The organism is Pseudomonas cavernae (genome assembly GCF_003595175.1).
GTDB lineage: Bacteria > Pseudomonadota > Gammaproteobacteria > Pseudomonadales > Pseudomonadaceae > Aquipseudomonas > Aquipseudomonas cavernae.
In genome coordinates, this window is sequence record NZ_CP032419.1 from 4,454,753 (window position 1) to 4,479,893 (window position 25,141).

15 protein-coding genes are annotated in these 25,141 nt (G+C 66.6%); 11 read left to right on the plus strand and 4 right to left on the minus strand.

From position 1 onward, the window contains the following. Positions 1-141 precede the first annotated feature (141 nt). Positions 142-1,065, minus strand: a complete 924-nt coding sequence (gene ilvE / locus D3880_RS20255) for a branched-chain-amino-acid transaminase (protein ID WP_119895217.1) — start codon at positions 1,063-1,065, stop codon at positions 142-144. 127 nt (positions 1,066-1,192) lie between these two features. After that, positions 1,193-4,135 (minus strand): bifunctional [glutamate--ammonia ligase]-adenylyl-L-tyrosine phosphorylase/[glutamate--ammonia-ligase] adenylyltransferase, encoded by a 2,943-nt coding sequence (gene glnE, locus D3880_RS20260; protein ID WP_119895218.1) that lies wholly within the window; start codon positions 4,133-4,135, stop codon positions 1,193-1,195. 298 nt (positions 4,136-4,433) lie between these two features. Between glnE and aceE the strand changes: the two genes are divergently transcribed. The 4 genes from aceE to msrA all read left to right on the plus strand — a co-directional run bounded on the left by aceE (position 4,434) and on the right by msrA (position 12,047). Next, a complete protein-coding gene (gene aceE, locus D3880_RS20265) occupies positions 4,434-7,079 on the plus strand; it encodes a pyruvate dehydrogenase (acetyl-transferring), homodimeric type (RefSeq protein WP_119895219.1) in 2,646 nt (881 codons plus the stop codon). An 11-nt stretch (positions 7,080-7,090) separates the two neighbouring features. Continuing rightward, positions 7,091-8,752: a dihydrolipoyllysine-residue acetyltransferase gene (gene aceF, locus D3880_RS20270; protein WP_119895220.1), complete on the plus strand. Its 1,662-nt coding sequence runs from the start codon at positions 7,091-7,093 to the stop codon at positions 8,750-8,752. Between the two features lie 243 nt (positions 8,753-8,995). After that, complete coding sequence (locus D3880_RS20275) at positions 8,996-11,110, plus strand: putative bifunctional diguanylate cyclase/phosphodiesterase (RefSeq protein WP_119895794.1); 2,115 nt, start codon at positions 8,996-8,998, stop codon at positions 11,108-11,110. A gap of 289 nt (positions 11,111-11,399) precedes the next feature. After that, the gene (gene msrA / locus D3880_RS20280) at positions 11,400-12,047 is read left to right on the plus strand and encodes a peptide-methionine (S)-S-oxide reductase MsrA (protein ID WP_119895221.1); all 648 of its coding nucleotides are present in this window, start codon (positions 11,400-11,402) and stop codon (positions 12,045-12,047) included. A gap of 139 nt (positions 12,048-12,186) precedes the next feature. On the opposite strand, the gene D3880_RS20285 is transcribed toward msrA, so the two are convergent. Beyond that, positions 12,187-13,020: a 23S rRNA (adenine(2030)-N(6))-methyltransferase RlmJ gene (locus D3880_RS20285; protein WP_119895222.1), complete on the minus strand. Its 834-nt coding sequence runs from the start codon at positions 13,018-13,020 to the stop codon at positions 12,187-12,189. A 237-nt stretch (positions 13,021-13,257) separates the two neighbouring features. On the opposite strand from D3880_RS20285, the gene D3880_RS20290 reads away from it, so the two are divergent. The 4 genes from D3880_RS20290 (at position 13,258) to selO (ending at position 22,105) form a co-directional block, all read left to right on the plus strand. Beyond that, a complete protein-coding gene (locus tag D3880_RS20290; RefSeq protein ID WP_119895223.1) occupies positions 13,258-15,075 on the plus strand; it encodes an acyl-CoA dehydrogenase in 1,818 nt (605 codons plus the stop codon). Between the two features lie 367 nt (positions 15,076-15,442). Further along, entirely contained in the window at positions 15,443-17,188 is a 1,746-nt protein-coding gene (locus D3880_RS20295; RefSeq protein ID WP_119895224.1) for a potassium/proton antiporter, read from the plus strand. Positions 17,189-17,222: 34 nt separating this feature from the next. Further along, positions 17,223-20,525 (plus strand): mechanosensitive channel MscK, encoded by a 3,303-nt coding sequence (gene mscK, locus D3880_RS20300; RefSeq protein ID WP_119895225.1) that lies wholly within the window; start codon positions 17,223-17,225, stop codon positions 20,523-20,525. Between the two features lie 119 nt (positions 20,526-20,644). Then, positions 20,645-22,105 carry a protein adenylyltransferase SelO gene (gene selO, locus D3880_RS20305; RefSeq protein ID WP_119895226.1) on the plus strand — a complete coding sequence of 487 codons (1,461 nt, stop codon included), beginning with the start codon at positions 20,645-20,647 and terminating at the stop codon, positions 22,103-22,105. A 27-nt stretch (positions 22,106-22,132) separates the two neighbouring features. Here the strand turns inward: selO and D3880_RS23225 are convergent, their stop codons facing one another. Further along, positions 22,133-22,843 carry a hypothetical protein gene (locus D3880_RS23225; protein ID WP_162934911.1) on the minus strand — a complete coding sequence of 237 codons (711 nt, stop codon included), beginning with the start codon at positions 22,841-22,843 and terminating at the stop codon, positions 22,133-22,135. Positions 22,844-23,078: 235 nt separating this feature from the next. Between D3880_RS23225 and D3880_RS20315 the strand changes: the two genes are divergently transcribed. The 3 genes from D3880_RS20315 to D3880_RS20325 all read left to right on the plus strand — a co-directional run bounded on the left by D3880_RS20315 (position 23,079) and on the right by D3880_RS20325 (position 25,093). Beyond that, entirely contained in the window at positions 23,079-24,056 is a 978-nt protein-coding gene (locus D3880_RS20315) for a sulfite exporter TauE/SafE family protein (RefSeq protein WP_119895227.1), read from the plus strand. A 65-nt stretch (positions 24,057-24,121) separates the two neighbouring features. Further along, positions 24,122-24,556: a thioredoxin TrxC gene (trxC, locus tag D3880_RS20320; protein WP_119895228.1), complete on the plus strand. Its 435-nt coding sequence runs from the start codon at positions 24,122-24,124 to the stop codon at positions 24,554-24,556. A gap of 93 nt (positions 24,557-24,649) precedes the next feature. Continuing rightward, a complete protein-coding gene (locus tag D3880_RS20325) occupies positions 24,650-25,093 on the plus strand; it encodes a YiiD C-terminal domain-containing protein (RefSeq protein WP_119895229.1) in 444 nt (147 codons plus the stop codon). Positions 25,094-25,141 lie beyond the last annotated feature (48 nt).

The following is a 25,141-nucleotide window of genomic DNA, read 5'->3' on the forward strand; positions in this document are numbered from 1 at the left end:
AGGCTTACGCCTCCCCAGTCACTGCCTTATTTATCTCGCTGCTTCCGGCATGGGCGACGTCCAGACTTCGCACCGGCGGAAAATCCACCGCTATTAGATGGGTCTTGCGCGGCAGATTTTCAACGTCGGCCCGGCCGCTCCTTATTTGACCAGGGTACGCCATTCGGGGTGAACGCTGGTCTTGCCGGTCACCAGGTCGAAGTAGGCCTTCTGCAGCTTCTCGGTGACCGGGCCGCGGCGACCGAGGCCGATCGCCCGGCCGTCGACTTCGCGGATCGGCGTGACTTCGGCGGCGGTGCCGGTGAAGAAGGCCTCGTCGGCGATGTACACCTCGTCACGGGTGATGCGTTTTTCCACCAGCTTGATACCCAGCTCTTCGGCCAGGCGCAGCACGCTGGCGCGGGTGATGCCGTTGAGGCAGGCGGTCACCTCGGGGGTGTACAGCACGCCGTCCTTGATGATGAAGATATTCTCGCCGGAACCCTCGGCCACATAGCCTTCCGGGTCGAGCATCATCGCCTCGTCGGCACCGCCGGAGATGGCTTCCTGCAGGGCCAGCATCGAGTTGATGTAGGCGCCGTTGGACTTGGCGCGAGTCATCGAGATGTTGACGTGGTGGCGGGTGAAGGAGCTGGTGCGCACCTTGATGCCTTGCTGCAAGGCCTCCTCGCCCATGTACGCGCCCCAGTCCCAGGCCGCGACGATCAGGTGCACTTTCAGGCCGGTGGCGCGCAGGCCCATGCCTTCGGAGCCGTAGAACGCCATCGGGCGGATGTAGGCGCTCTGCAGCTTGTTCTCGCGTACCGCGGCGCGGCAGGCCTCGTTGACCTCGTCCTTGGTGAACGGGATCTGCATGTTCATGATGTGCGCCGAATCGAACAGGCGATCGGTGTGCGCCTGCAGGCGGAAGATCGCCGTGCCCTGCGGGGTGTTGTAGGCGCGCACGCCCTCGAACACGCCCATGCCGTAGTGCAGGGTGTGGGTCAGCACATGGGTGGTCGCGTCGCGCCACTGCACCAGTTCGCCGTCATACCAGATCACGCCATCACGATCGGCCATCGACATCTTTGCCAGCTCCTCAAGTGTTCGACTCGTTTATCTATTCCACTACGGCGGCGGGCGGCTCTGCCCGCTGCCGCCGACGGGCTGCGCCACAATGGGCCAACCCAGCCGGTCAATTCTTGTGCGGCGCTCAGCTCAAGCCCAGCTCATGCCAGATGCGCATCACCGCGCGGCGTTCGGCATGGAACTGATCGCCACCGACCACCCCCGGCTGCTTCTGCAGCGCCAGACGGTGGGCCGCCGCGCGATAGGCCTTGTAGACCTCCTGCAGCAGACGGGCATCCGCGCCCGGTAACAATCCGACCGCTTCCAGCTCATCCAGAATGCGGATGTTGTCGGTCCAGCGCAGCAGCTGCGGGTGCTGCTGCGACCAGGCCAGGGTCGCGTATTGCACCATAAATTCGATATCGACGATACCGCCGGCGTCCTGCTTCAGGTCGAACGGTGCACTGGCTTCGAAGGCATGCGCCGCGGTGCCGGCGCCGGTTGACGGGCTGCCGAGGTTGTCGCGCATCTTCGCGCGCATCTCGCCGACCTCGCCGCGCAGCTTGGGCAGATCCCGCGGCTGCGCGAGCACCGCCGCGCGCACCCGCTCGAAGGCTGCGCCGACGCCGGCGCTGCCGACCAGCACGCGGGCGCGGATCAGCGCCTGATGCTCCCAGGTCCAGGCCTCGCTCTGCTGGTAGCGCTCGAAGGCTCCGAGCGAGCTGACCAGCAGGCCGCTGGCGCCGGATGGGCGCAGGCGCATGTCGACTTCATAGAGCTGGCCGGAGGTGGTCTGGGTGGTCAGCAGGTGGATGATGCGCTGGCCCAGACGGGTGAAGAACTGCGCGCCGTCGATCGGCTTGGCGCCGTCAGTCTCGGCCTGCGGGTCGCCGTCGTGGATAAACACCAGATCCAGATCCGACCCGTGGCCGAGCTCCAGGCCGCCGACCTTGCCATAGCCGACGATGATGAAGTCCGGGTCGCACAGGCTGCCGTCGCCGCGCTTGGGCGTGCCGTACTTGGCCACGCTCTGCCTCCAGGCCAGCGCCAGCACCTGATCGAGGATCGCCTCGGCCAGCCAGGTCAGGTAGTCACTGACCTTCATCAGCGGCAGGGTGCCGGCGATTTCCGAGGCAGCCACGCGCAGGCGATGGGCCAGCTTGAAGTGGCGCAGCGCCTCCATCTGCTGCTCGAGGTCGTCCTCGGGGATGCGCGTCAGCCGCTCGCGCAGCTCGGCGGCCAGCTCCGGCGCCAGCGGCGGTTTGAACAGCCGGCCCTCGTTGAGCAGCTCGTCGAGCAGCAGCGGGAAGCGGGTGATCTGCTCGGCGATCCACGGGCTGGCGGCGCACAGGGTGATCAGCCGCTGCAGAGCGCCGGGGTTCTCGGTCAGCAGCACCAGGTAGGCCGAACGGCGCGCCACCGCTTCCACCAGCGGCAGCACGCGCTCGAGCACCAGATCGGGCTTGTCATGCTCCACCGCCTGCGCCAGCAGGCGCGGCACGAAGGCGTCCAGGCGCTCGCGACCGAGGCGCTGGATGGCGCGCACCTGCGGGCCGCTGCGCAGGTCGGACAGCCGCCGCCAGGCGACCTCCGGCTCGGCGAAGCCGGCATCGGCCAGCTGGCGGCTGGCAGCCTCCTCGTCCAGCGCCTCTTCCCACAGCGGCAGCCACTCGCCGCCGATGCAGGGCGTGCCGGCGGCGTGCTCGTCCTCATCGGGATCGGCGATCACTTGGCGGAAGTGCCAGTCGACCCGACCGCGCCAGTACATCAACTGGGCGTGGAACGCCGGCCAGTTGTCGAAGCCCATGATGCAGGCCACCCGCGCGCAGTCGCTGTCGTTGTCCGGCAGCATCTGCGTCTGCCGGTCGCCTATGGCCTGCAGGGCGTGCTCGGTGTAGCGGAGGAATTCATAGCCGTCGCGCAGCTCGGCAATCACCGCCGGCGGCAGGTAGCCCTGGCCCTCGAGGGTGTTCAGCACCTTCAGCAGCGGTCGCTGCTGCAGGCTGAGGTCGCGGCCGCCGTGGATCAGCTGGAACGCCTGGGCGATGAACTCCACCTCGCGGATGCCACCGGAACCGAGCTTGATGTTGTCGGCCATGCCCTTGCGCCGCACTTCCTGCTGGATCAGCTGCTTCATCGCGCGCAGCGCCTCGATGGCGGAGAAGTCCAGATAGCGGCGGTAGACGAACGGCCGCAGCATCTCCAGAAGGTGCGCGCCGGCCTGCTGATCGCCGCCGACCACCCGCGCCTTGATCATCGCGTAGCGTTCCCAGTCGCGGCCCTGGTCCTGGTAGTACTGCTCCAGGGCGTTGAAGCTGAGCACCAGGGCGCCGGCCGAACCGTAGGGACGCAGGCGCATGTCGACGCGGAAGACGAAGCCATCGGCGGTGAGGGCATCCAGCGCCTTGATCAGGCGCTGGCCGAGACGGGTGAAGAACTCCTGATTGTCCAGCGCGCGCTTGACCCCCTCGGTCTCGCCGCCCTCGGGATAACCGAAGATCAGGTCGATGTCCGAGGACAGGTTCAGCTCATGGGCGCCGAGCTTGCCCATGCCGAGGATCACCAGCTGCTGCGGCTGTCCGCTGCGGCGACCGATCGGCGTGCCGAACTGCTGGCAATGGCGCAGGTACAGCCACTGATAGGCCTGATCGACACAGGCGTCGGCTAGCTCGGAGAGGTCCCAGCAGGTCTCGCGCAGATCGGCCTGGCGGCTGATATCGCGCCAGATGATGCGCAGCTGCTGGCGATTGCGATAACGGCGCAGACGCCGGCCCAGCTCGGCCTCGTCGTCACAGTCGGCCAGCGCGGCGACCAGCTGGGCGCGCAACTCGCCCGACTGCAGCGCGCGCTCCAGTTCGCCGGAGTCGGCCAGCTCGAGGAAAGTTTCGGCGGCACGACTGGCCTGTTCGCTGACGAAATCGCTGGCCGCACAGACGCGGACGAAAGCCTCGTGGCGCGCCTGTGGCCAGGCCGCCAAACGCTCGGCCGCGGCCGGAAGATCCGCCAGGGCGGCGTGCAGGGCCTGCTCGGCGCGAGCGGCGAACGGCTGAAGGGAGTTGGGCAGGTCGGCAAGCGGCGGCAGGCTCATGGTCTATCCTTTTTCGGGGCTACAGACTTCAGCCGACAGGCTGCAAAAGAGCCTGCAGCCCGCGCAGCGCCTGGCCTCTACAGGCATTCACCTGGGATTTCAGCCAGTTTGCCGCGCGGAAATTGTAGTTTTACTACTAAAGATTGTATCCAAAGGGCTGAAATGGTCGTCGGTTTGTAGTAAAACTACACGCACCGGTGTTACCCCCGGTCATCCAAGAATTCACGCGCCCCGCCCATAAGGCCGGCCGCGAACCTCGGCTACCGATTCTGGAAGCCTTTCCGCCCTGGAGCAAGCCATGCAAGACCTCGATCCCGTCGAAACCCAGGAATGGCTGGACTCATTGGAGTCCGTCCTCGAACACGAGGGTGAAGACCGCGCGCATTACCTGCTGACCCGCATGGGTGAGCTGGCCACCCGCAGTGGCACCCAGCTGCCCTATGCGATCACCACGCCGTACCGCAACACCATCCCGGTGACCCACGAAGCGCGGATGCCCGGCGACCTGTTCATGGAACGCCGCATCCGTTCGCTGGCACGCTGGAACGCCCTGGCCATGGTGATGCGTACCAACCTGCATGATCCGGATCTGGGCGGACACATTTCCAGCTTCGCGTCCTCGGCGACCCTCTACGACATCGGCTTCAACTACTTCTTCCAGGCCCCGACCGACGAACACGGCGGCGACCTGATCTTCTTCCAGGGTCATGCCTCCCCCGGCATCTACGCCCGCGCCTTCATGGAAGGGCGCATCAGCGAAGAGCAGATGAACAACTTCCGTCAGGAAGTCGATGGCAGGGGCCTGTCGTCCTACCCGCACCCCTGGCTGATGCCGGACTTCTGGCAGTTCCCCACCGTGTCCATGGGCCTCGGCCCGATCCAGGCGATCTACCAGGCGCGCTTCATGAAGTACTTGGAAAGCCGCGGTTTCATCCCCGCCGGCAAGCAGAAGGTCTGGTGCTTCCTCGGCGACGGCGAGTGCGACGAGCCGGAATCGCTCGGCGCCATCTCCCTGGCCGGCCGCGAGAAGCTCGACAACCTGATCTTCGTGATCAACTGCAACCTGCAGCGTCTGGACGGCCCGGTGCGCGGCAACGGCAAGATCATCCAGGAACTCGAAGGCGTGTTCCGCGGCGCCGAGTGGAGCGTACAGAAGGTGGTCTGGGGGCGCTTCTGGGACCCGCTGTTCGCCAAGGACAAAGACGGCCTGCTGCAGAAGCGCATGGATGAAGTGGTCGACGGCGAATACCAGAACTACAAGGCCAAAGACGGCGCCTACGTGCGCGAAAACTTCTTCAACTCGCCGGAACTCAAGGAGATGGTCAAGGACCTGTCCGACGACGAGATCTGGAAGCTCAACCGCGGCGGCCACGACCCCTACAAGGTCTATGCGGCCTACCATCAGGCGGTGACCAGCGAAGGCAAGCCGACCGTGATCCTGGCCAAGACCATCAAGGGCTACGGCACCGGCAGCGGCGAAGCGAAGAACATCGCGCACAACGTCAAGAAGGTCGACGTCGACAGCCTGAAGAAATTCCGCGACCGCTTCGACATCCCGGTCAACGACGAGGACCTGGAGAAGCTGCCGTTCTATCGGCCGGCCCCGGGCAGCGCCGAAGCCAAGTACCTGGCCGAACGCCGCAACGCACTTGGCGGCTTCGTGCCGCAGCGCCGCGCCAACAGTTTCAGCATCCCGACCCCGCCGCTGGAAACCCTGAAGGCCATCCTCGACGGCTCCGGCGACCGCGAAATCTCCACCACCATGGCCTTCGTGCGCATCCTCGCGCAGCTGGTCAAGGACCAGGAGCTCGGCCAGCGCATCGTGCCGATCATCCCCGACGAGGCGCGCACCTTCGGCATGGAAGGCATGTTCCGCCAGCTCGGCATCTATTCCTCGGTCGGCCAGCTGTACGAGCCGGTGGACAAGGACCAGGTGATGTTCTACCGCGAGGACAAGAAGGGTCAGATCCTCGAGGAAGGCATCAACGAAGCCGGCGCCATGAGCTCGTTCATCGCCGCCGCCACCTCCTACAGCACGCACAACCAGCCGATGCTGCCGTTCTACGTGTTCTATTCGATGTTCGGTCTGCAGCGCATCGGCGACCTCGCCTGGGCGGCCGGCGACAGCCGTGCGCGCGGCTTCCTGATCGGCGGCACCGCCGGGCGCACCACGCTCAACGGCGAAGGCCTGCAGCACGAGGACGGGCATAGCCACATCCTCGCCAGCACCATCCCCAACTGCCGCACCTACGACCCGACCTATGGCTATGAGCTGGCGGTGATCATCCGCGAAGGCATGCGCCAGATGACCGAGTTGCAGCACAACATCTTCTATTACATCACCGTGATGAACGAGTCCTACCAGCAGCCGGCCATGCCGGCAGGCGTCGAGGCCGGCATCATCAAGGGCATGTACCTGCTCGAGGAAGACAAGCGCGCCGCCGCCCTGCATGTGCAACTGCTCGGCTCCGGCACCATCCTGCGCGAGGTGCGCGAGGCAGCGAAGATCCTCCGCGACGACTACAACATCGGCGCCGATGTGTGGAGCGTCACCAGCTTCAACGAATTGCGCCGCGAAGGCCTGGCCGTCGAGCGCCACAACCGCCTGCATCCGGAGCACAAACCGCAGCAGTGCTACGTCGAGCAGTGCCTGTCCGGGCGCATGGGCCCGGTGATCGCCTCCACCGACTACATGAAGCTGTTCGCCGAGCAGATTCGCCAGTGGGTGCCGAGCAAGGAATACAAGGTCCTCGGCACCGACGGCTTCGGTCGCAGTGACACCCGCAAGAAGCTGCGCCACTTCTTCGAAGTGGACCGTTACTGGGTGGTGCTGGCCGCCCTCGAAGCCCTGGCCGACCGTGGCGAGATCGAACCGAAAGTGGTGGCCGAGGCCATCGCCAAGTTCGGCATCGACCCGGAAAAAGCCAACCCCCTGGACTGCTGAGGAGCGGAACGATGAGTGAATTGATTCGCGTACCCGACATCGGCAGCGGTGAGGGTGAAGTCATCGAGTTGTTCGTCAAGGTCGGCGACCGTATCGAGGCCGACCAGAGCCTGCTGACCCTGGAGTCGGACAAGGCCAGCATGGAAATCCCGGCGCCCAAGGCCGGGGTGATCAAGAGCCTGAAGGTCAAGCTCGGCGACCGCCTGAAGGAAGGCGACGAGCTGCTGGAGCTGGAGGTCGAAGGCGCCGCCGCTGCGCCCGCTGCCGCCCCAGCGCCGGCTGCAGCGCCCGCACCGGCGCCTGCCGCCGCCCCCGTGGCTGCCGAGCCGGCCGCTCCGGCCGCCGCGACCAGCGAAACCGTGCAGGACATCCATGTGCCGGACATCGGTTCGGCCGGCAAGGCCAAGGTCATCGAGCTGTTCGTCAAGCCCGGCGACCGCATCGAGGCCGACCAGAGCCTGCTGACCCTGGAGTCGGACAAGGCCAGCATGGAGATCCCCTCGCCGGCCGCCGGCGTGGTCGAGAGCCTGGTGGTCAAGCTGGATGCCGAAGTCGGCACCGGCGACCTGATCCTCAAACTGCGCGTTGCGGGCGTCGCTCCGGCAGCTGCACCGACCCCGGCGGCACCGGCTCCGGAAAGCCAGCCGCTGCACCGCGTACCGGCCGGCGCCCATCCGGTGGCGGCCGCCGAGGTCAGCGCCATCGCCTCGCTGTCGGCCGCCGCCGAAGGCAGTTCCGGCGTGCCGGCACGCTCCAGCGGCGCCAAGGTCCACGCCGGCCCGGCCGTGCGCCTGCTGGCCCGCGAGTTCGGCGTCGAGCTGAGCGCGGTAGCCGGCTCCGGGCCGAAGGGCCGCGTCCTCAAGGAAGACGTGCAGGCGCACGTCAAGGCGATGATGCAGAAGGCCAAGGAAGCGCCGGCTGGCGTCAGCGGCGGGGCCGGCATTCCGCCGATCCCGGCGGTCGATTTCAGCAAGTTCGGCGAAATCGAAGAAGTGCCGATGACCCGCCTGATGCAGGTCGGCGCCGCCAACCTGCACCGCAGCTGGCTCAACGTGCCGCACGTGACCCAGTTCGACTCGGCCGACATCACCGAGCTGGAAGCCTTCCGCGTGGCGCAGAAGGCCGTGGCCGAAAAGGCCGGGGTCAAGCTGACCGTGCTGCCGCTGCTGCTCAAGGCCTGCGCGCACCTGCTCAAGGAGCTGCCGGACTTCAACAGTTCGCTGGCGCCGTCGGGCAAGGCGCTGATCCGCAAGAAGTACGTGCACCTCGGCTTCGCCGTGGACACCCCGGACGGCCTGCTGGTGCCGGTGATCCGCGACGTCGACCAAAAGAGCCTGCTGCAGCTGGCCTTTGAGGCCGCCGAACTGGCGGAGAAGGCACGCACCAAGAAGCTCTCGGCCGACGCCATGCAGGGTGCCTGCTTCACCATCTCCAGCCTCGGCCACATTGGCGGCAGCGGCTTCACGCCGATCGTCAACGCGCCGGAAGTGGCGATCCTCGGCGTCAGCAAGGCAACCATCCAGCCGGTCTGGGACGGCAAGGCCTTCCAGCCCAAGCTGATGCTGCCGCTGTCGCTGTCCTACGACCACCGGGTGATCAACGGCGCCGCCGCCGCGCGCTTCACCAAGCGCCTCGGCGAAGTGCTGGCGGATATCCGCACCCTGCTGCTGTAACTGTTTTAACTGTTGTAACTTTCCCAATCGAGCACGCCACGCTCGTTCCTCAACCCCGCCATTGGCGGGGTTTTTTTTGCCTGCCGGAGCGGCCCGCCAGCCGCCAAACCGCGGCGTTGAGCTGCTCGCAGGCGAAAACGCTGAGTTTCCTTGTATGTCGCAATGACATGATGCACCCTTGGGAAATGCTCAGAAGTAGGCCGAAACCCGAGTTTGGCCAGCAGCCTGGATGCCCACCACCCGATGAAGAGCCATACCGATGTCGTCAGCCGAGCGACGACCGAGGTTGTGACGCAACTGCCAGTCCCGTCGCGGCTGGGCATGTTGCGCTTCGAGCGCCTCAATGAGGCGAGTTGGGCTCTGCTTTTCCTCGATTCCGCCTGCGAGCGCCAATTCGGCCTCGGCGCCCCGGAACTCTGCGGTCTGATCGGCTCGCCCTATGCCAGCCTGATGGAGCCGGAGGCGCGCTATCAGCTGCACGACAGCATTCAGCAGCAACTCGCTCAAGGCCCGCACTACCTGGTGCGCTACAGCCTGCATACGCCCAATGGCAGCCTGCACCTGCTGGAGCTCGGCGAGCCGTTCAAGCAGCATGGCCGCCAGTTGCTGCGCGGTTACCTGCTGCCCGCCGACGCGCCGCCACTGGCGGTCGCCACCCAGGCGCAGCCAGCCAGCGCCGACAGCGCCCAGCACCTGTTCCAGCGCGCGGTCGAGCAAAGCGCCAGCGCCTTCATGCTGATCGACCGCGACGGCCTGGTCGAATACGTCAACCCGAGCTTCACCGCGATCACCCTCTACGGCGCCGAGGAAGTCCAGGGGCGCCGGCTGTCCGAACTGTCGGCGCTGGCGAACCTCAGCGACATCCTCTTCGATGCTCAGTCCGGCCTGGCCGAGCACAACAGCTGGCAGGGCGAGTTCCGCAGCCGGCGCAAAAACCTCGATCCGTACTGGGGCCAGCTATCGATCTCCAAGGTGTATGACGAGCTGGGCGAGCTGACCCACTACATCGGCATCTACGAAGACATCACCGAGAACAAGCTGGCCCGGCAACGCATCGAGCGTCTGGCCTACACCGACAACCTGACCCGCCTGGGCAACCGCCCGGCCTTCATCCGCAGCCTGGAACAGCGCTTCGCCCGCGGCAGCGACAGGCCGTTCAGCCTGCTGCTGGTGGACATCGACAACTTCAAGCGGATCAACGACAGCCTCGGCCACCAGACCGGCGACAAGCTGCTGGTCAGCCTGGCCAAGCGCCTGCGCAACAGCCTCGACGCCAATGCCAGCCTGGCGCGCTTCGCCAGCAACGAGTTCGCCGTGCTGCTCGACGACAGCGAACCGGCCGGCGCCCAGGCGCTCGCCGGGCAAATCCTGCACACCCTGGACAAGCCGCTGTTCGTCGACAACCAGCTGATCAGCGTCACCGGCTCGGTCGGCCTGGCCTGCGCGCCCGAACACGGCCAGGACCCGCAGACCCTGATGAAGCACGCCGGTCTGGCCCTGCACAAGGCCAAGGCCAACGGCAAGCACCAGACCCAGACCTTCACCGAGGCGCTGAACGCCGAGGCCAACTACAAGCTGTTCGTCGAGAACAACCTGCGCCAGGCGCTGACCCAGAACGAGCTGGAAGTCTTCTACCAGCCCAAGCTGTGCCTGCGCACCGGTCAGCTGCGCGGCATGGAAGCGCTGCTGCGCTGGAACCATCCGGACAAGGGCATGATTGCCCCCGATCACTTCATCGGCGTCGCCGAGGACACCGGGCTGATCATCCCGATCGGCAAATGGGTGGCGCGCCAGGCCTGCCGGATGAGCAAGCAGCTCAGCGCCCTCGGTCTCGGCGACCTGCAGGTGGCGATCAACCTGTCGCCCAAGCAGTTCTCCGATCCCGATCTGGTCGGCTCGCTGGCGGCGATCCTCCACGAGGAACAGCTGGGCGCCCACCTGCTAGAACTGGAACTGACCGAGAGCCTGCTGCTGGAGGCCACCGACGACACCCGCCACCAGCTCAGCCGCCTGAAGAGCCTCGGCCTGTCGCTGGCGATGGACGACTTCGGCACCGGCTACTCGTCGCTCAGCTACCTGAAGAAATTCCCCATCGACGTGATCAAGATCGATCGCAGCTTCATCAAGGACATTCCGGACAACCAGGACGACATGGAAATCACCTCGGCGGTGATCGCCATGGCCCACAACCTCAAGCTCAAGGTGGTCGCCGAGGGCATCGAGAGCGCGGCGCAGCTGGCCTTCCTGCGTCGCCACAAGTGCGACGTCGGCCAGGGTTTCCTGTTCGACCAGCCGATCCCCAGCCAGGAGCTGCGCGACAGCCTGCGCCGCTATCCGTGCCGCCCCGGCGCGAGCTAAGAACCTGTCTCGGATCTGCTGCGCGTCGGTGATACTGCGTTAAAAACACCCTCGGAATGCTCATTTACAACTCGTAAACTCCGCTTCCTCGGCTGTTTTTGCCTTGTCTCACTCTAGCTCGCGAGATCCGAAACAGGCTCTAAGCGCAGCCGCTCGACGCACCCGCGTGAAATTTTCCCCGCGCAGGGCGCTCTAAGTAGTCGTGCCGTCGCCACTTATCCGCCAGCCCCGGCCGTTGCCGGGGATAGGCTCTAGACTGCTTCAGCGTCTAAACAGAGGAAATCTGCTCATGGTTCTGCGCTCCAACATCCTCGTCCACAAACGCGACCTGCCCAGCAGCGAACAAGCCCTGCCGGGGCGCGCCACGCCGATGCCGGTGCCGAGCCGCCACTATGTCAACGGCAACCCGCTGCAGGGGCCATTCCCCGAAGGCCTGGAACAGGCGGTGTTCGGCCTCGGCTGTTTCTGGGGCGCCGAGTGGCGCTTCTGGCAACAGCCGGGGGTGTGGACCACGGCTGTGGGTTATGCCGGCGGCCAGACGCCGAACCCAACTTATGACGAGACCTGCTCCGGGCTGACCGGCCATACCGAAGTGGTGCTGGTGGTGTTCGATCCGAGCCGGATCAGCTACGCGCAGCTGCTCAAGCTATTCTGGGAAGCCCACGACCCGACCCAGGGCATGCGCCAGGGCAACGACATCGGCACCCAGTACCGCTCGGCGATCTACTGCCACGGCCCGGCCCAACTGGCGGCCGCCGAAGTCAGCCGCAGCCTGTTCCAGGGCCAGCTGGACAAGGCCAAGTACGGCGCTATCACCACCGAGATCGCCGACGCGCCGCCGTTCTACTATGCCGAGGCCTACCACCAGCAGTACCTGGCGAAGAACCCCGGCGGCTACTGCGGCCTGGGCAGTACCGGGGTGTGTTTGCCGGCCTGATCGAAGGCTGTCGCACGCCGAAGGTGTAGGGTGGAAAACCGCGAAGCGTTTTCCACCGAATGGTGGATGGATAGAGCGCCATCCACCCTACGCCTGAGCCCAGATCCATAAAAAAGCCCGGCATCGACCGGGGCTTTTTTCACTCTTCGATCAACCAATCCAGCCGCCAGCCCCCCTGGCTCTGCGCCAGGGTCTCGGCCAGCCAGGGCAGCAGCTGGCGCAATTCGTCTTCCAGGCCCCAGGGCGGATTGGCGATGACCAGGCCGGAGCCGTTCAGACGCTGCGCCTCGTCGGTCGCATGCACATACAGCTCGGCGCGCAGCAGCTTGGGCGCGCCGCTCTGCTCCAGGCCACTATAGAACTGGCGCAGTTGGCGCAGCTCCTTGATCGGGTACCAGATCACCGCCACGGTTTGGCGCATACGGCCGATGGTTTCCTGCAGCGCCTGCACGCAGCGCTGCAGTTCGTCGCCCTGCTCGAACGGCGGATCGATCAGCAGCAGGCCGCGCTTCTCCGCCACCGGCAGCAGCGCGCGCGGAATGTGCCAGCCCTCGCCCAGGTGCACGGCCACGCGGCGGTCGCCCTGCATGTTGTCCTTGAGCAGGCGGCCGTCTTCCGGGTGCTTCTCGTTCAGATGCAGGCGATCCTGCTCGCGGGTCAGCTGGCGCGCCAACTCCGGCGAGCCGGGGTAGTAGCGCAACTGGCCATCCGGGTTCAGCTCGCGCACCACGCGCAGGTAGTCGCCGGCCAGCGCCGGCGTTTCGGCCTGCCACAGACGTCCGATTCCCTCGCGGAATTCGTCGGTGCGGCTGGCCTGATCGCCCTTGAGGTCGTACAGGCCGACGCCGGCATGGCTGTCGAGGTAGGCGAACGGCGTGTCCTTGCGCGACAGCAGGGCGATCAGCCGCGACAGGGTCAGGTGCTTGAAGACATCGGCGTGGTTGCCGGCGTGGAAGGCGTGGCGGTAGTTCATGACGGGCTCCTGGCGAGGCGCGCATTCTAGCACCGCGGAATGCCCGCCTCCGTAGGATGGGTTGAGCGTAGCGATACCCATCGACAAGCGACGATGGGTATCGGCGCTGCGCGCCTCGACCCATCCTACGCGCTCAGGGCGAGGCAAGTTTTACGCCTTTATCACGCTAATCGATGGTGCTAGGCGGCCTTCATTCACCGACCTAGACTGCAGCGGTTCCCATTCGAGGTACTGTCCATGTCCGAGACCCTGCTCAGCTCCCGCAACCTGGCCTTCGAACTCTACGAAGTGCTGGACGCCGAAGCCCTGACCCAGCGCCCGCGCTTCGCCGAGCACAGCCGCGAGACCTTCGACGCCGCGCTCGGCACCGCGCGCAGCATCGCCGAGGAGCTGTTCGCCCCGCACAACCGCAAGAGCGACGAGCACGAGCCGCAGTACGCGGATGGCAGCGCGGTGCTGATCCCGGAAGTCAAACCGGCGGTCGACGCCTTCATCGAGGCCGGCTTCCAGAACGCCTCGCGCAGCTTCGAGGCCGGCGGCATGCAGCTACCCAGCCTGCTGTCGCGCGCCTGCTTCGCGCATTTCCAGGCGGCCAACATCGCCACCTCGTCCTATCCGATGCTGACCATGGGCGCCAGCCACCTGATCGAGACCTTCGGCGACGACGAGCAGAAGCGCCGCTTCCTGCAGCCGATGATCGACGGCCGCTTCTTCGGCACCATGGCGCTGACCGAGCCGCACGCCGGCTCCTCGCTGGCGGATATCCGCACCCGCGCGGAACCCGCAGCAGACGGTAGCTACCGGATCAAGGGCAACAAGATCTTCATCTCCGGCGGCGATCACCCGCTCTCCGAGAACATCGTGCACATGGTGCTGGCCAAGCTGCCGGACGCACCGGCCGGGGTGAAGGGCATCTCGCTGTTCATCGTGCCGAAATTCCTGGTCAACGCCGACGGCAGCCTGGGCAAGCGCAACGACGTGCTGCTCGCCGGCCTGTTCCACAAGATGGGCTGGCGCGGCACCACCTCCACCGCACTGAACTTCGGCGACAACGGCGAGTGCGTCGGCTATCTGGTGGGCAAGCCGCACCAGGGCCTGGCCTACATGTTCCAGATGATGAACGAGGCGCGCATCGGCGTCGGCATGGGCGCCATCATGCTCGGCTACGCCGGCTACCTGTACTCGCTGGAGTACGCCCGCCAGCGCCCACAGGGCCGCCTGCCGGACGGCAAGGACCCGACCGCGGCGCAGGTGGCGATCATCCAGCACACCGACGTGCGGCGCATGCTGCTGACCCAGAAGGCCTACGTCGAGGGCGCTTTCGACCTCGGCCTGTACGCCGCGCGCCTGGTCGACGACTGCGAGACCCTGGCGACCGAGGACGAGCGCCAGCAGGCCCACGAACTGCTCGATCTGCTCACCCCAATCGTCAAGTCCTGGCCTTCGGAGTTCTGCCTCAAGGCCAACGAGCTGGCGATCCAGATCCTCGGCGGCCACGGCTACACCCGCGAATACCCGGTCGAGCAGTACTACCGCGACAACCGCCTCAACCCGATCCACGAGGGCACCCACGGCATCCAGTCGCTCGACCTGCTCGGCCGCAAGCTGGCGCAGAACGGCGGCGCCGGCCTCAAGCAGCTGACCAGGCTGATCCACACCGCCTGCCAGCGCGCCGCAGGCTTCCCGGCGCTCGACGCCCTGCGTCAGCCGCTGGAGCAGCTGCTGGCACGGCTGTCGGCGGTGACCCTGGCGCTGCTCGGCGACTTGATGGCCGGCCAGGTCAACCAGGGCCTGGCCAACTCGGCGCTGTACCTCAAGGTGTTCGGCCATACGGTGATCGGCTGGCGCTGGCTGGAACAGGCGATCCGCGCCGAGCAAGGCTTGGCACTCATCAATAAAGGCGAGGGCAACGCCGCCGACGCCGACTTCTACCGCGGCAAGCTGCAGGCGGCGCGCTACTTCCTGACCTGGGAAGTGCCGAGCTGCCACCACGAACTGAGCCTGCTCGAAGCCCGCGACGACACCTGTCTGGGCATGCGCGACGCCTGGTTCTGATCTCCTGCGTAGGATGGGTTAGCCGCGCAGCGGCGTAACCCATCACGGCGCCGGCATGGGTATCGCTGCGCCCAACCCATCCTACGACCGGGAGAGGACTTGGATGAGGGACAGCGGCGTAGCCCGGATGCAATCCGGGACGCGACTTCCCCAGATTGCATCCGGGCTACCCACCACACCTGCCCCCTGCTGTGGTGCTTTCAGCGCCATCCCAGCGTCCGCGAAACCTTGCCTGAATTCGCCGGTCTGAGCGCTGCCCGCTGCCTTGCAAATGCTTGCCGGCGATCGCCAGCCACAGGTTAGAATCGCCTGGCATGCGCACTGCCTGCGCCGTTCCCACCCCGTTTCTTCGCCTGGAGCCCCACCTGTGGATGCAGCCACCGTCAATAGCCTGTTTCTGATCGGTGCGGTGCTGGTGGGCATGAGCATTCTGGTCAGCTCGTTTGGCTCGCGGGTCGGCATCCCCATCCTGGTGATCTTCCTCGCCGTCGGCATGCTCGCCGGCGTCGACGGCCCCGGCGGCATCGTCTACGACAACCACCCGCAAGCCTACCTGGTCGGCAACCTGGCGCTGGCGGTGATCCTCCTCGACGGCGGCCTGCGCACGCGGGTGGCGAGTTTCCGCGTGGCCCTGTGGCCGGCGCTGTCGCTGGCCACGGTCGGCGTGCTGGTCACCGCCGGACTGACCGGAGTGGCCGCCGCCTGGCTGTTCGACCTGAGCTGGATGGAGGGCCTGCTGATCGGCGCCATCGTCGGCTCCACCGATGCCGCGGCGGTGTTCAGCCTGCTCGGCGGGCGCGGCCTCAACGAGCGGGTCAGCGCCAGCCTGGAAATCGAATCGGGCAGCAACGACCCGATGGCGGTGTTCCTCACCGTCACCCTGATCGACATGCTGGTCAAAGGCCAGACCGGCTTCAGTTTCACGCTGGTACTGCATCTGTTCACCGAATTCGGCATCGGCGCGCTGCTCGGCCTCGGCGGCGGCTGGCTGCTGCTCAACCTGATCAACCGCATTCACCTGGCCAGCGGCCTGTATCCGCTGCTGGTGGTCAGTGGCGGCCTGCTGGTGTTCGCCCTGACCAACGCCGTCGGCGGCAGCGGCTTCCTCGCCATTTACCTGTGCGGCCTGCTGCTCGGCAACCGGCCGATCCGCTCGCGCCACGGCATCCTGCATATGCTCGACGGCCTGACCTGGCTGAGCCAGATTGGCATGTTCCTGGTCCTCGGCCTGCTGCTCACCCCCCACGACCTGCTGCCGATCGCCCTGCCTGCGCTGGGCCTGGCGCTGTGGATGATCCTGCTGGCGCGGCCGTTGTCGGTGTTCCTCGGCCTGCTGCCGTTCCGCGCCTTCCATGACCGTGAGAAGGCCTTCATCGCCTGGGTCGGCCTGCGCGGCGCGGTGCCGATCATTCTCGCCGTGTTCCCGCTGATGGCCGGGCTGCCGAATGCCCAGCTGTTCTTCAACGTGGCCTTCTTCATCGTTTTGGTGTCGCTGCTGGTACAGGGCACCAGCCTGCCCTGGGTGGCCAAGCTGCTGCGCGTCACCGTACCGCCGGACCCGGCGCCGATCTCCCGCGCCGGCCTCGAGGTGCACCCGACCAGCCAGTGGGAGATGTTCGTCTACCGCCTCGGCGCGGAGAAATGGTGCATCGGCGCCGCCCTGCGCGAGCTGAAGATGCCCGACGGCACGCGCATCGCCGCGCTGTTCCGCGGCAAGGAACTGCTGCACCCGTCCGGCAGTACCACCCTGGAGGCCGGCGACATCCTCTGCGTGGTCGGCCATGAGCATGACCTGCCGGCCCTCGGCAAGCTGTTCAGCCAGGCGCCGAAGCGCGGCCAGGATCTGCGCTTCTTCGGCGATTTCGTCCTCGAGGGCGATGCCGAACTGCGCGCGGTGGCGGCGCTCTATGGCCTGAAACTCGGCGACATCGACGGCAACCAGAGCCTCGGCCGCTTCATCGCCCAGGAGATCGGCGGCGAACCGGTGATCGGCGACCAGGTCGAGTGGAACGGCCTGACCTGGACGGTGGCGGCGATGGAAGGGAACAAGATCCGCAAAGTCGGGGTCAAATTCCCCGACGGCGCCCGCCCTGGGCCCGGCCTGTTCCTCTAAACTCCCTGAATTCCGAGCCGCCCGAACCGAGCCTATGCCTCTTTTGCGTACTTTTTTTGCCGCCGCCCTGCTGGGGCTGTGCCTCACCGCCCAGCCCCTGCAAGCCGCCGAACCGCCGAGCAGCAGCGCTGTTCAGCGCAGCCTCGATAGCCTCGCCGAGCGCAAGCTGGCCGATGCCGATATGCAGGCGATCAAGCAGGTCCTGGAAGACACCCTGCGCTTGCTCACGCAGAAGGACGACAGCGAGCAGCGCCTGGCTCAACTCAAACAGCAACTGGCCGGCGCGCCGCGGCAGATCGGCGAAGCCCAGCGCGAGCTGGCGCGCCTGCAGGCCACGCCGCCCGTCACGGTGGCCAAGCGCTATGCCAGCAGTTCGGTGGCCCAGCTCGACCAACTGCTGTCCGACCGCAATAACCAACTGGCCGAATGGCAACAGGAACTGGCGGCCGCCAACAGTCTGATCGTCACCGCGCAAACCCGCCCCGAGCGCGCCCAAGCCGAGATCAGCAAGGGTCAGGCGCGCACCCAGGCCATCAACAGCATCCTCAAGCTCGGCAAGGACGACGGTAAGCCGCTGAGCTCGGAGCGGCGTGACCAACTCAACGCCGAACTGGCCATGCTCAGTGCACAGGCCCAGCTGCGCCGCGAGGAACTGGCCGCCAACAGTCAGCTGCAGGACCTCGGTAACGCCCAGCGCGATCTGCTCGACGAACGCATCCGCCGCGCCGAGCAGGAAAGCCGCGACCTACAGTCGCTGATCAACGAGCAGCGCCGCGAGCAGTCCGAGCGTACCGTCGCCGAACTGTCGCGCGAGGCGCAGAAGGCCGGCTCCGGCAACCTGCTGGCCAGCGAGAGCGAGGCCAATCTCAAACTTTCCGACTATCTGCTGCGCTCCACCGAGCGACTCAACCTGCTGACCCAGAAGAACCTCGAGGCCAAGCAGCAGCTGGACAACCTCAATCAAGTCGACCAGGCCCTGGACGAGCAGATCAGCGTGCTGCAGGGCAGCCTGCTGCTGGCGAAGATCCTCTACCAGCAGAAGCAGGCGCTGCCGAAGATCGCGGTGGACCGCAACCTGGCCGACGAAATCGCCGACATCCGCCTCTATCAATTCGAGATCAACCAGCAGCGCGAGCAGATCAGCAACCCCGAGGCCTATGTCGAGAAGATCCTCGCCGGCCAGCCGCCGGCCGAGATCACCGCGGCGCTACGCGCCACCCTGACCGAGCTGGTCGCCACCCGCAGCGGACTGCTGGAGCGGCTCAACCGCGAGATGAGCGCGGTGCTCAACGAGGCGATCACCTTGCAGCTGAACCAGAAGCAGCTGCAGAGCACCACCACCACCCTGCGCGCCACCCTCGACGAGCAGATGTTCTGGATTCCCAGCAACAAACCGCTCGACCTGGCCTGGCTGAAGAGCACCCCGCACCTGCTCGAGCGGCAACTCAGTGCGGTGCCCTGGGGCTCGGCGATCAAGGAGCTGGGTGCCGGGTTGATCGATAAGCCGCTGGTGTTCCTGCCGCTGTTGCTGCTGATCGGCCTGCTGCTGTGGAAACGCAGCTACCTGATGCAGAAGGCTAGCGCCCTGCACCAGGACATCGGCCACTACAAACACGACAGCCAGTTGCACACCCCACTGGCGCTGCTGCTGACCCTGCTGCTGGCGCTGCCCGGCACCCTGTTGCTGGCCCTTGCCGGCTTCGCCCTGCAGATGGATGCGCGCGGCCAGAACATCGCCCTCGGCGCCGCTTTGATCCAGATGGCCCAGGCCTGGCTGGTGTTCTTCACCGCCCAGCGGGTGCTGGCGCCTTCGGGCGTGGCCGAGTTGCACTTTCGCTGGCCGCGCCCGCAGGTGGCCTACCTGCGCACCCAGGTGCGCCGCTTCGGCCTCGTGGTGCTGGCGCTGGTAGCCGTGGTGACAGTGGCCGAACGTCAGCCGCAGGCGCTGGCCGGGGACATCATCGGCATCGCCGTGGTGCTCACCTGCTACGCCCTGATGAGCTGGCTGATGGCTAGCCTGCTGCTCAACCCGCCGACCCGCGAACGCGCCTCGGCGTTCCGCCTGCTGCTCGGCCTGGCCTTCACCGCACTGCCGCTGGTGCTGTTCGTCGCGGTTTGCCTGGGCTACTACTACACCGCGCTGCGGCTCACCGACCGACTGATCGACACCGTCTACCTGCTGCTGCTCTGGCTGGTGCTGGAGGCCGCCCTGGTCCGCGGCCTGAGTGTCGCCGCCCGGCGCCTGGCCTACCAGCGCGCGCTGAGCAAGCGCCAGGCGCAGGCCAAGGAAGGCGCCGACAGCGATGTGGTCGAGGAGCCGACCCTGGACATCGAGCAGGTCAACCAGCAGTCGCTGCGCCTGATCAGCCTGACCCTGCTGGTCGCCTTCGTCATCGCCCTGTACTGGGTGTGGGCCGACCTGATCTCGGTGTTCGCCTACCTCGACAACGTCACCCTCTACCAGTACTCCAGCGGCAGCGGCGCCGCCGCCGTGCAGGTGCCGCTCAGCCTCAGCGACCTGCTCGGCGCGCTGGTGATCCTGGCCATCACCGTGGCCCTGGCGCGCAACCTGCCGGGCCTGCTCGAGGTGCTGGTGCTGTCGCGTCTGAGCCTGGCCCAGGGCAGCGCCTACGCGGCCACCACCCTGCTGTCCTACGCCATCATCGGCTTCGGCTCGGTCTCTACCCTGTCCACCCTCGGGGTCAGCTGGGACAAGCTGCAATGGCTGGCCGCAGCCCTCTCGGTGGGTATCGGTTTCGGCCTGCAGGCGATCTTCGCCAACTTCGTTTCCGGCCTGATCATCCTGTTCGAGCGGCCGGTGCGCATCGGCGACGTGGTGACCATCGGCGCCCTGTCCGGCACGGTCAGCCGCATCCGCATCCGCGCCACTACCATCACCGACTTCGATCGCAAGGAAATCATCGTCCCCAACCAGACCTTCATCACCGATCAGTTGATCAACTGGTCGCTGACCGACACCGTCACCCGCGTCACCATCAAGGTCGGCCTGGCCTACGAGAGCGACCTGCCGCTGGCGCGCAAGCTGATGATGCAGGCCTGCCTGGAAAACGCCCGGGTGCTGCGCGACCCCGAGCCGCTGCTGTACTTCCTCACCGTCAGCGCCAGCACCTTCGATTACGAACTGCGCTTCCATGTGCGCGAACTGGGCGACCGCAACCCGGCCACCGACGAGATCCTCACCCGCATCGTCGACAGCTTCCGCGAGCATGGCGTGGAGATGTCTTTCAACCAGGTCGACGTGTTCGTCAAGAACCTCGAGGGCCAGCAAGGTCAGCTGGTGGCCGGCAAGCCCCTACCGCCAGCCAGCGCCGGCTAAAGTGCTGCGCGCTGGACGCTGCGCGGCGACTGCTCGCACAATGCCGGTGAAAGCCGCCGCGTCATCCACACGCGGCGGCGCGCGGGGCCAGCGTCTGGCGCCGCCCGTGGAGCCCTGCCTTGAAGTCGCTGACCGATCTGACCTTCGATAACCGCTTCGCCCGCCTCGGCGATGGGTTCTCGACCGCCGTCCTGCCCGATCCGATTGCCGAGCCGCGCCTGGTGGTCGCCAGCCCGGCGGCCATGGCCCTGCTCGACCTCGACCCGAGCGAAGCCGACACGCCGGTATTCGCCGAGCTGTTCGCCGGACACAAGCTGTGGTCGACGGCCGAGCCGCGGGCGATGGTCTATTCCGGCCATCAGTTCGGGGTCTACAACCCACGCTTGGGCGATGGCCGCGCCCTGTTGCTCGGCGAGGTGGTCAACGCCGCCGGCGAGCACTGGGACCTGCACCTCAAGGGCGCCGGGCAAACGCCCTATTCGCGCATGGGTGACGGCCGCGCGGTGCTGCGCTCGTCAATCCGCGAGTTCCTCGCCTCCGAAGCCCTGCACGCGCTCGGCATCCCCACCAGCCGGGCGCTGTGCGTCACCGGCTCGAGCACGCCGGTGTGGCGGGAACGGCAGGAAAGCGCGGCGATGCTGCTGCGCCTGGCGCCCAGCCATGTGCGCTTCGGCCACTTCGAATACTTCTACTACACCGGCCAGCACGAGCGCCTGCAGGAACTCGGCGAGCACGTGCTGCGCTGCCATTTCCCCCAGTGCCTGGAGCAGGCCGAACCCTATCTGGCCTTCTACCGCGAGGTGGTCGAACGCAACGCCGAGCTGATCGCGCTCTGGCAGGCCTATGGTTTCTGCCACGGGGTGATGAACACCGACAACATGTCGATCCTCGGCATCACCTTCGACTACGGCCCCTACGCCTTCCTCGACGACTTCGACGCCAACCACATCTGCAACCACTCGGACGACAGCGGCCGCTATTCCTTCAGCAACCAAGTGCCGATCGCCCACTGGAACCTCGCCGCCCTGGCCCAGGCACTGACGCCCTTCGTCAGCGTCGAAGCGCTGCGCGAGACGCTCGGGCTGTTCCTGCCGCTGTACCAGGCGCACTACCTCGACCTGATGCGCCGGCGCCTCGGCCTGCAAAGCGCCGAAGACGCGGACGCCACGCTGGTCGAGCGCCTGCTGCAGCTGATGCAGGGCAGCGCGGTGGATTACAGCCGTTTCTTTCGTGAACTGGGCAACAAGGCAGCGGCCGAGGCCTTGGCGCGGTTGCGCGAGGACTTCGTCAATCTAGCCGGCTTCGACGCCTGGGCCGCCGACTACCGGGCCCGGCTCGAGCACGAAGAGGGCACTCAGGACGAGCGCCGCACGCGCATGCACGCGGTCAATCCCAAGTATGTGCTGCGCAATTATCTCGCCCAGCAGGCCATCACGGCGGCCGAGCAGGGCGATTACGCCCCGGTACGCGAACTGCACGCCGTGCTGACCCGGCCGTTCGACGAGCAGCCGAGGCTGGAACGCTACGCCGAACGCCCGCCGGAGTGGGGCAAGCACCTGGAGATCAGCTGTTCCTCCTGAGTCCAGGGCCTGCCCCCAAGCGACGCATCAATCGGCGCCGCGCGGCGCCTCACCCTCGGCGACCCGACCACGGGCCTCGGCCTCGCGACCCCGGGCATCGCCGACATCACTGACACCGTCCTGGCCACGGGCCGCTTCACCCTCGGCATCCCGGCCACGAGCCTCGGCGTCCCGACCCCGGTCATCGCCGACATCATTGGCACCGTCCTGGCCGCGGGCCGCTTCGCCCTCGGCGTCCCGACCACGGGCCTCGGCCTCACCCCGGGCATGCTCGCCCTCGGCGCCCCGGCCACTGTGGGCGCTGCCGGGGCCGCGATTGCCATGATCGCCGGCCGCCGCGCCGTCGCCGCTGTGACCGCCGTCACCGCTGTGACCGCTGCTGCCCGAACCACCGTGACCACCACCGGAGCTACCGCTGCCCGAGCCGCCGCCATGGCCACCACCGCCGCCACCGCTGCCCGAGCCGCCGCCATGGCCACCACCGCCGCCACCTGAACCACCACCGCCGCCCGAGCCACCACCGCCGCCACCCGAGCCGCCTCCACCGCCGGAGCCGCCACCGCCACCACCCGAGCCACCTCCGCCTCCGCCACCACCACCCGAGCCGCCACCGCCACCGCTACCACCTTCTCTGGCATCTGCAGTGGGAATCAACTGAGTAGAAAGCGGTGTGAGCACCGCTCCTGCGAACAGCAGCGAGCAAATCGCCAAGGCGAGCAACTTCTTTTTCTGATTCATGAGACACCTCGCGTTAAAAGCAGGACTTAAGGGGGCTCCCCATCCACAGCGTAGACACATCCGGTTACAGGCGGTTCCTGCTCGACCGACGGGCGCTCCCAGCAGCCACGTTTAAATAATCAGATCGCATATAAACCTGCCCAAACATTCTTAGACTCTCTAATAAAAGCCGATTATCGTTTGCGACCGTTTTATTCCAGCCTGTTCTACCACCCGCTGTCAGGCGCACCCCTGCATGAAAATCCGCGATCTCGACCTCAGCCCCAGCCCGCTCAATGCCGAACACCTGGCCCTGGGACTGCCGCCGGTGGAAGACTTTGTCTCGCACCCGGCCGACCATCCGGTGCTGCGCGCCGCCATGTGGTTCGCCGTGCTGACCCTGTGCGGCCTGTTGCTGTTCCTCGCCTGGCGCCTGTTCTTCGGTGACAACGGCGGCAGCAGCGGTCTGCAGATCATCGAGCGCACGCTGAACAGCCCGACCTTCTGGAGCGCCGTGGCGGTCGGCTTCTTCGCCCAGGTCATCGATGGCGCGCTGGGCATGGCCTATGGCATCACGGCCACCACCTTCCTGCTCAGCGCCGGCGCCTCCCCGGCCGCCGCCAGCGCCAGCGTGCATATCGCCGAGGTGTTCACCACCGGCCTGTCGGGGATTTCCCACGTCAAACTGGGCAACGTCAACAAAGGGCTGTTCCTGCGCCTGCTGCTACCGGGCATCATCGGCGCCGTGCTCGGCGCGGTGCTGATCACCCAGTTCGATGGCAAGGCGCTCAAACCCTTCATCTCCGCATACCTGCTGCTGATGGGGCTGTACATCCTGAGCAAGGCCTATCGCCATGTGCACCAGCGCAAACAGCCCAGACACGTGGCCAAGCTGGCGCTGTTCGGCGGCTTCGTCGATGCCGCCGGCGGCGGTGGCTGGGGGCCGGTGGTCACCAGCAGCCTGCTCAGCTCGGGCAGCGACCCGCGCACCACCATCGGCTCGGTCAACTTCGCCGAATTTTTCCTGACCATTTCCAGCGCTACTTCGTTCATTCTCCTGGCCGGCCAGCCGGACACCTGGAAGCTGGTCGCCGGCCTGGTGCTCGGCGGCCTGTTCGCCGCGCCCTTCGCCGCCCTGCTGTGCAAGAAGCTGTCGGCGCGCACCCTGCTGACCATCGTTGGCTGCCTGATCGTGCTGATCAGCGCCTACAACATCTACCAGTCGCTGGTCTGAGGCCGCGCTTGATTTCCCTGGGCGGCGGCTCCAGATAAGCAGGCAACTGCCTCCGGAGTACCGCCATGAGCGACGCCCTGCTGATCCCCTGCCCGCACTGCAACGGCCTCAACCGTATTCCCGCCGCGCGCCTCGGCGACGCGCCGCGTTGCGGGCGCTGCCAGCAGGCGGTATTGCCCGGCCAACCGTTCGAATTGAACCAAGCCAGCTACAGCAGCCAACTCAAGGGCGATTTGCCGCTGCTGGTCGACGTCTGGGCCAGTTGGTGCGGTCCCTGCCGGGCCTTCGCGCCGACCTTCCAGCAGGCCGCCGACCAGCTCAGCGGTCGCTGCCGCCTGGCCAAGCTGGACAGCGAAGCCCACCCGCAGCTCGCCGGCCAACTGGGCATCCGCTCGATCCCCAGCCTGATCCTGTTCAAGGACGGCCGCGAAGTCGCCCGCCAGAGCGGCGCCCTGCCACTGCCACGACTGCTGAGCTGGCTGCGCCAACACGGGATCTGAGTGTTTCCGTCAATCGCCGGCGCGCGCAATGGCCATTGCCTTGCCGCGCCCACCGGTTAGGCTGGTGCTCCGACCACCACCAGGAGCACCGCCATGCCGCTGCCCGCCGAGCTTGCCCGCGTGCTTACCGAAGAAAAGATCGCCTTCGTCAAACGCATGAACCTCAAGGCCGAAGTCCTCGAGCCCGGCTTCGTGCGCCTGCTGGCACCGCTGGCCGGCAACGAGAATCACATCGGCAGCATGTACGCCGGCGCCCTGTTCACCCTCGCCGAAGTGCCCGGCGGCGCGCTGTTCGCCACCAGCTTCGACCACCAGCGCTTCTACCCCATCGTCAAGGAACTCAACCTGCGCTTCCGTCGCCCGGCGACCGGCGATATCCGCGTCGAGGCACGGCTCGAGGCAGAAGAGATCGAACGCCTGCAGAACGAAGCCAGCGCCAAGGGCAAGGCCGAGTATCTGCTGGAACTGCAGCTAACCGATGACAGTGGCGAGATAGTGGCCGAGAGCCGCGGCCTCTACCAATTGCGCGCGCACTGACGCCTGACCTTGCCCTGAAGCCAAATGGGGGCTATGCCATGTGACACA

Coding starts and splice junctions, on each gene's coding strand:
- D3880_RS20285 (WP_119895222.1), bottom strand. CDS start 13,020: ATGAACTACCGCCACGCCTTCCACGCCGGCAACCACGCCGATGTCTTC.
- msrA (WP_119895221.1), top strand. CDS start 11,400: ATGGTTCTGCGCTCCAACATCCTCGTCCACAAACGCGACCTGCCCAGC.
- D3880_RS20325 (WP_119895229.1), top strand. CDS start 24,650: ATGCCGCTGCCCGCCGAGCTTGCCCGCGTGCTTACCGAAGAAAAGATC.
- mscK (WP_119895225.1), top strand. CDS start 17,223: ATGCCTCTTTTGCGTACTTTTTTTGCCGCCGCCCTGCTGGGGCTGTGC.
- trxC (WP_119895228.1), top strand. CDS start 24,122: ATGAGCGACGCCCTGCTGATCCCCTGCCCGCACTGCAACGGCCTCAAC.
- aceF (WP_119895220.1), top strand. CDS start 7,091: ATGAGTGAATTGATTCGCGTACCCGACATCGGCAGCGGTGAGGGTGAA.
- D3880_RS20275 (WP_119895794.1), top strand. CDS start 8,996: ATGAAGAGCCATACCGATGTCGTCAGCCGAGCGACGACCGAGGTTGTG.
- glnE (WP_119895218.1), bottom strand. CDS start 4,135: ATGAGCCTGCCGCCGCTTGCCGACCTGCCCAACTCCCTTCAGCCGTTC.
- D3880_RS20290 (WP_119895223.1), top strand. CDS start 13,258: ATGTCCGAGACCCTGCTCAGCTCCCGCAACCTGGCCTTCGAACTCTAC.
- ilvE (WP_119895217.1), bottom strand. CDS start 1,065: ATGTCGATGGCCGATCGTGATGGCGTGATCTGGTATGACGGCGAACTG.
- aceE (WP_119895219.1), top strand. CDS start 4,434: ATGCAAGACCTCGATCCCGTCGAAACCCAGGAATGGCTGGACTCATTG.
- D3880_RS20315 (WP_119895227.1), top strand. CDS start 23,079: ATGAAAATCCGCGATCTCGACCTCAGCCCCAGCCCGCTCAATGCCGAA.
- D3880_RS23225 (WP_162934911.1), bottom strand. CDS start 22,843: ATGAATCAGAAAAAGAAGTTGCTCGCCTTGGCGATTTGCTCGCTGCTG.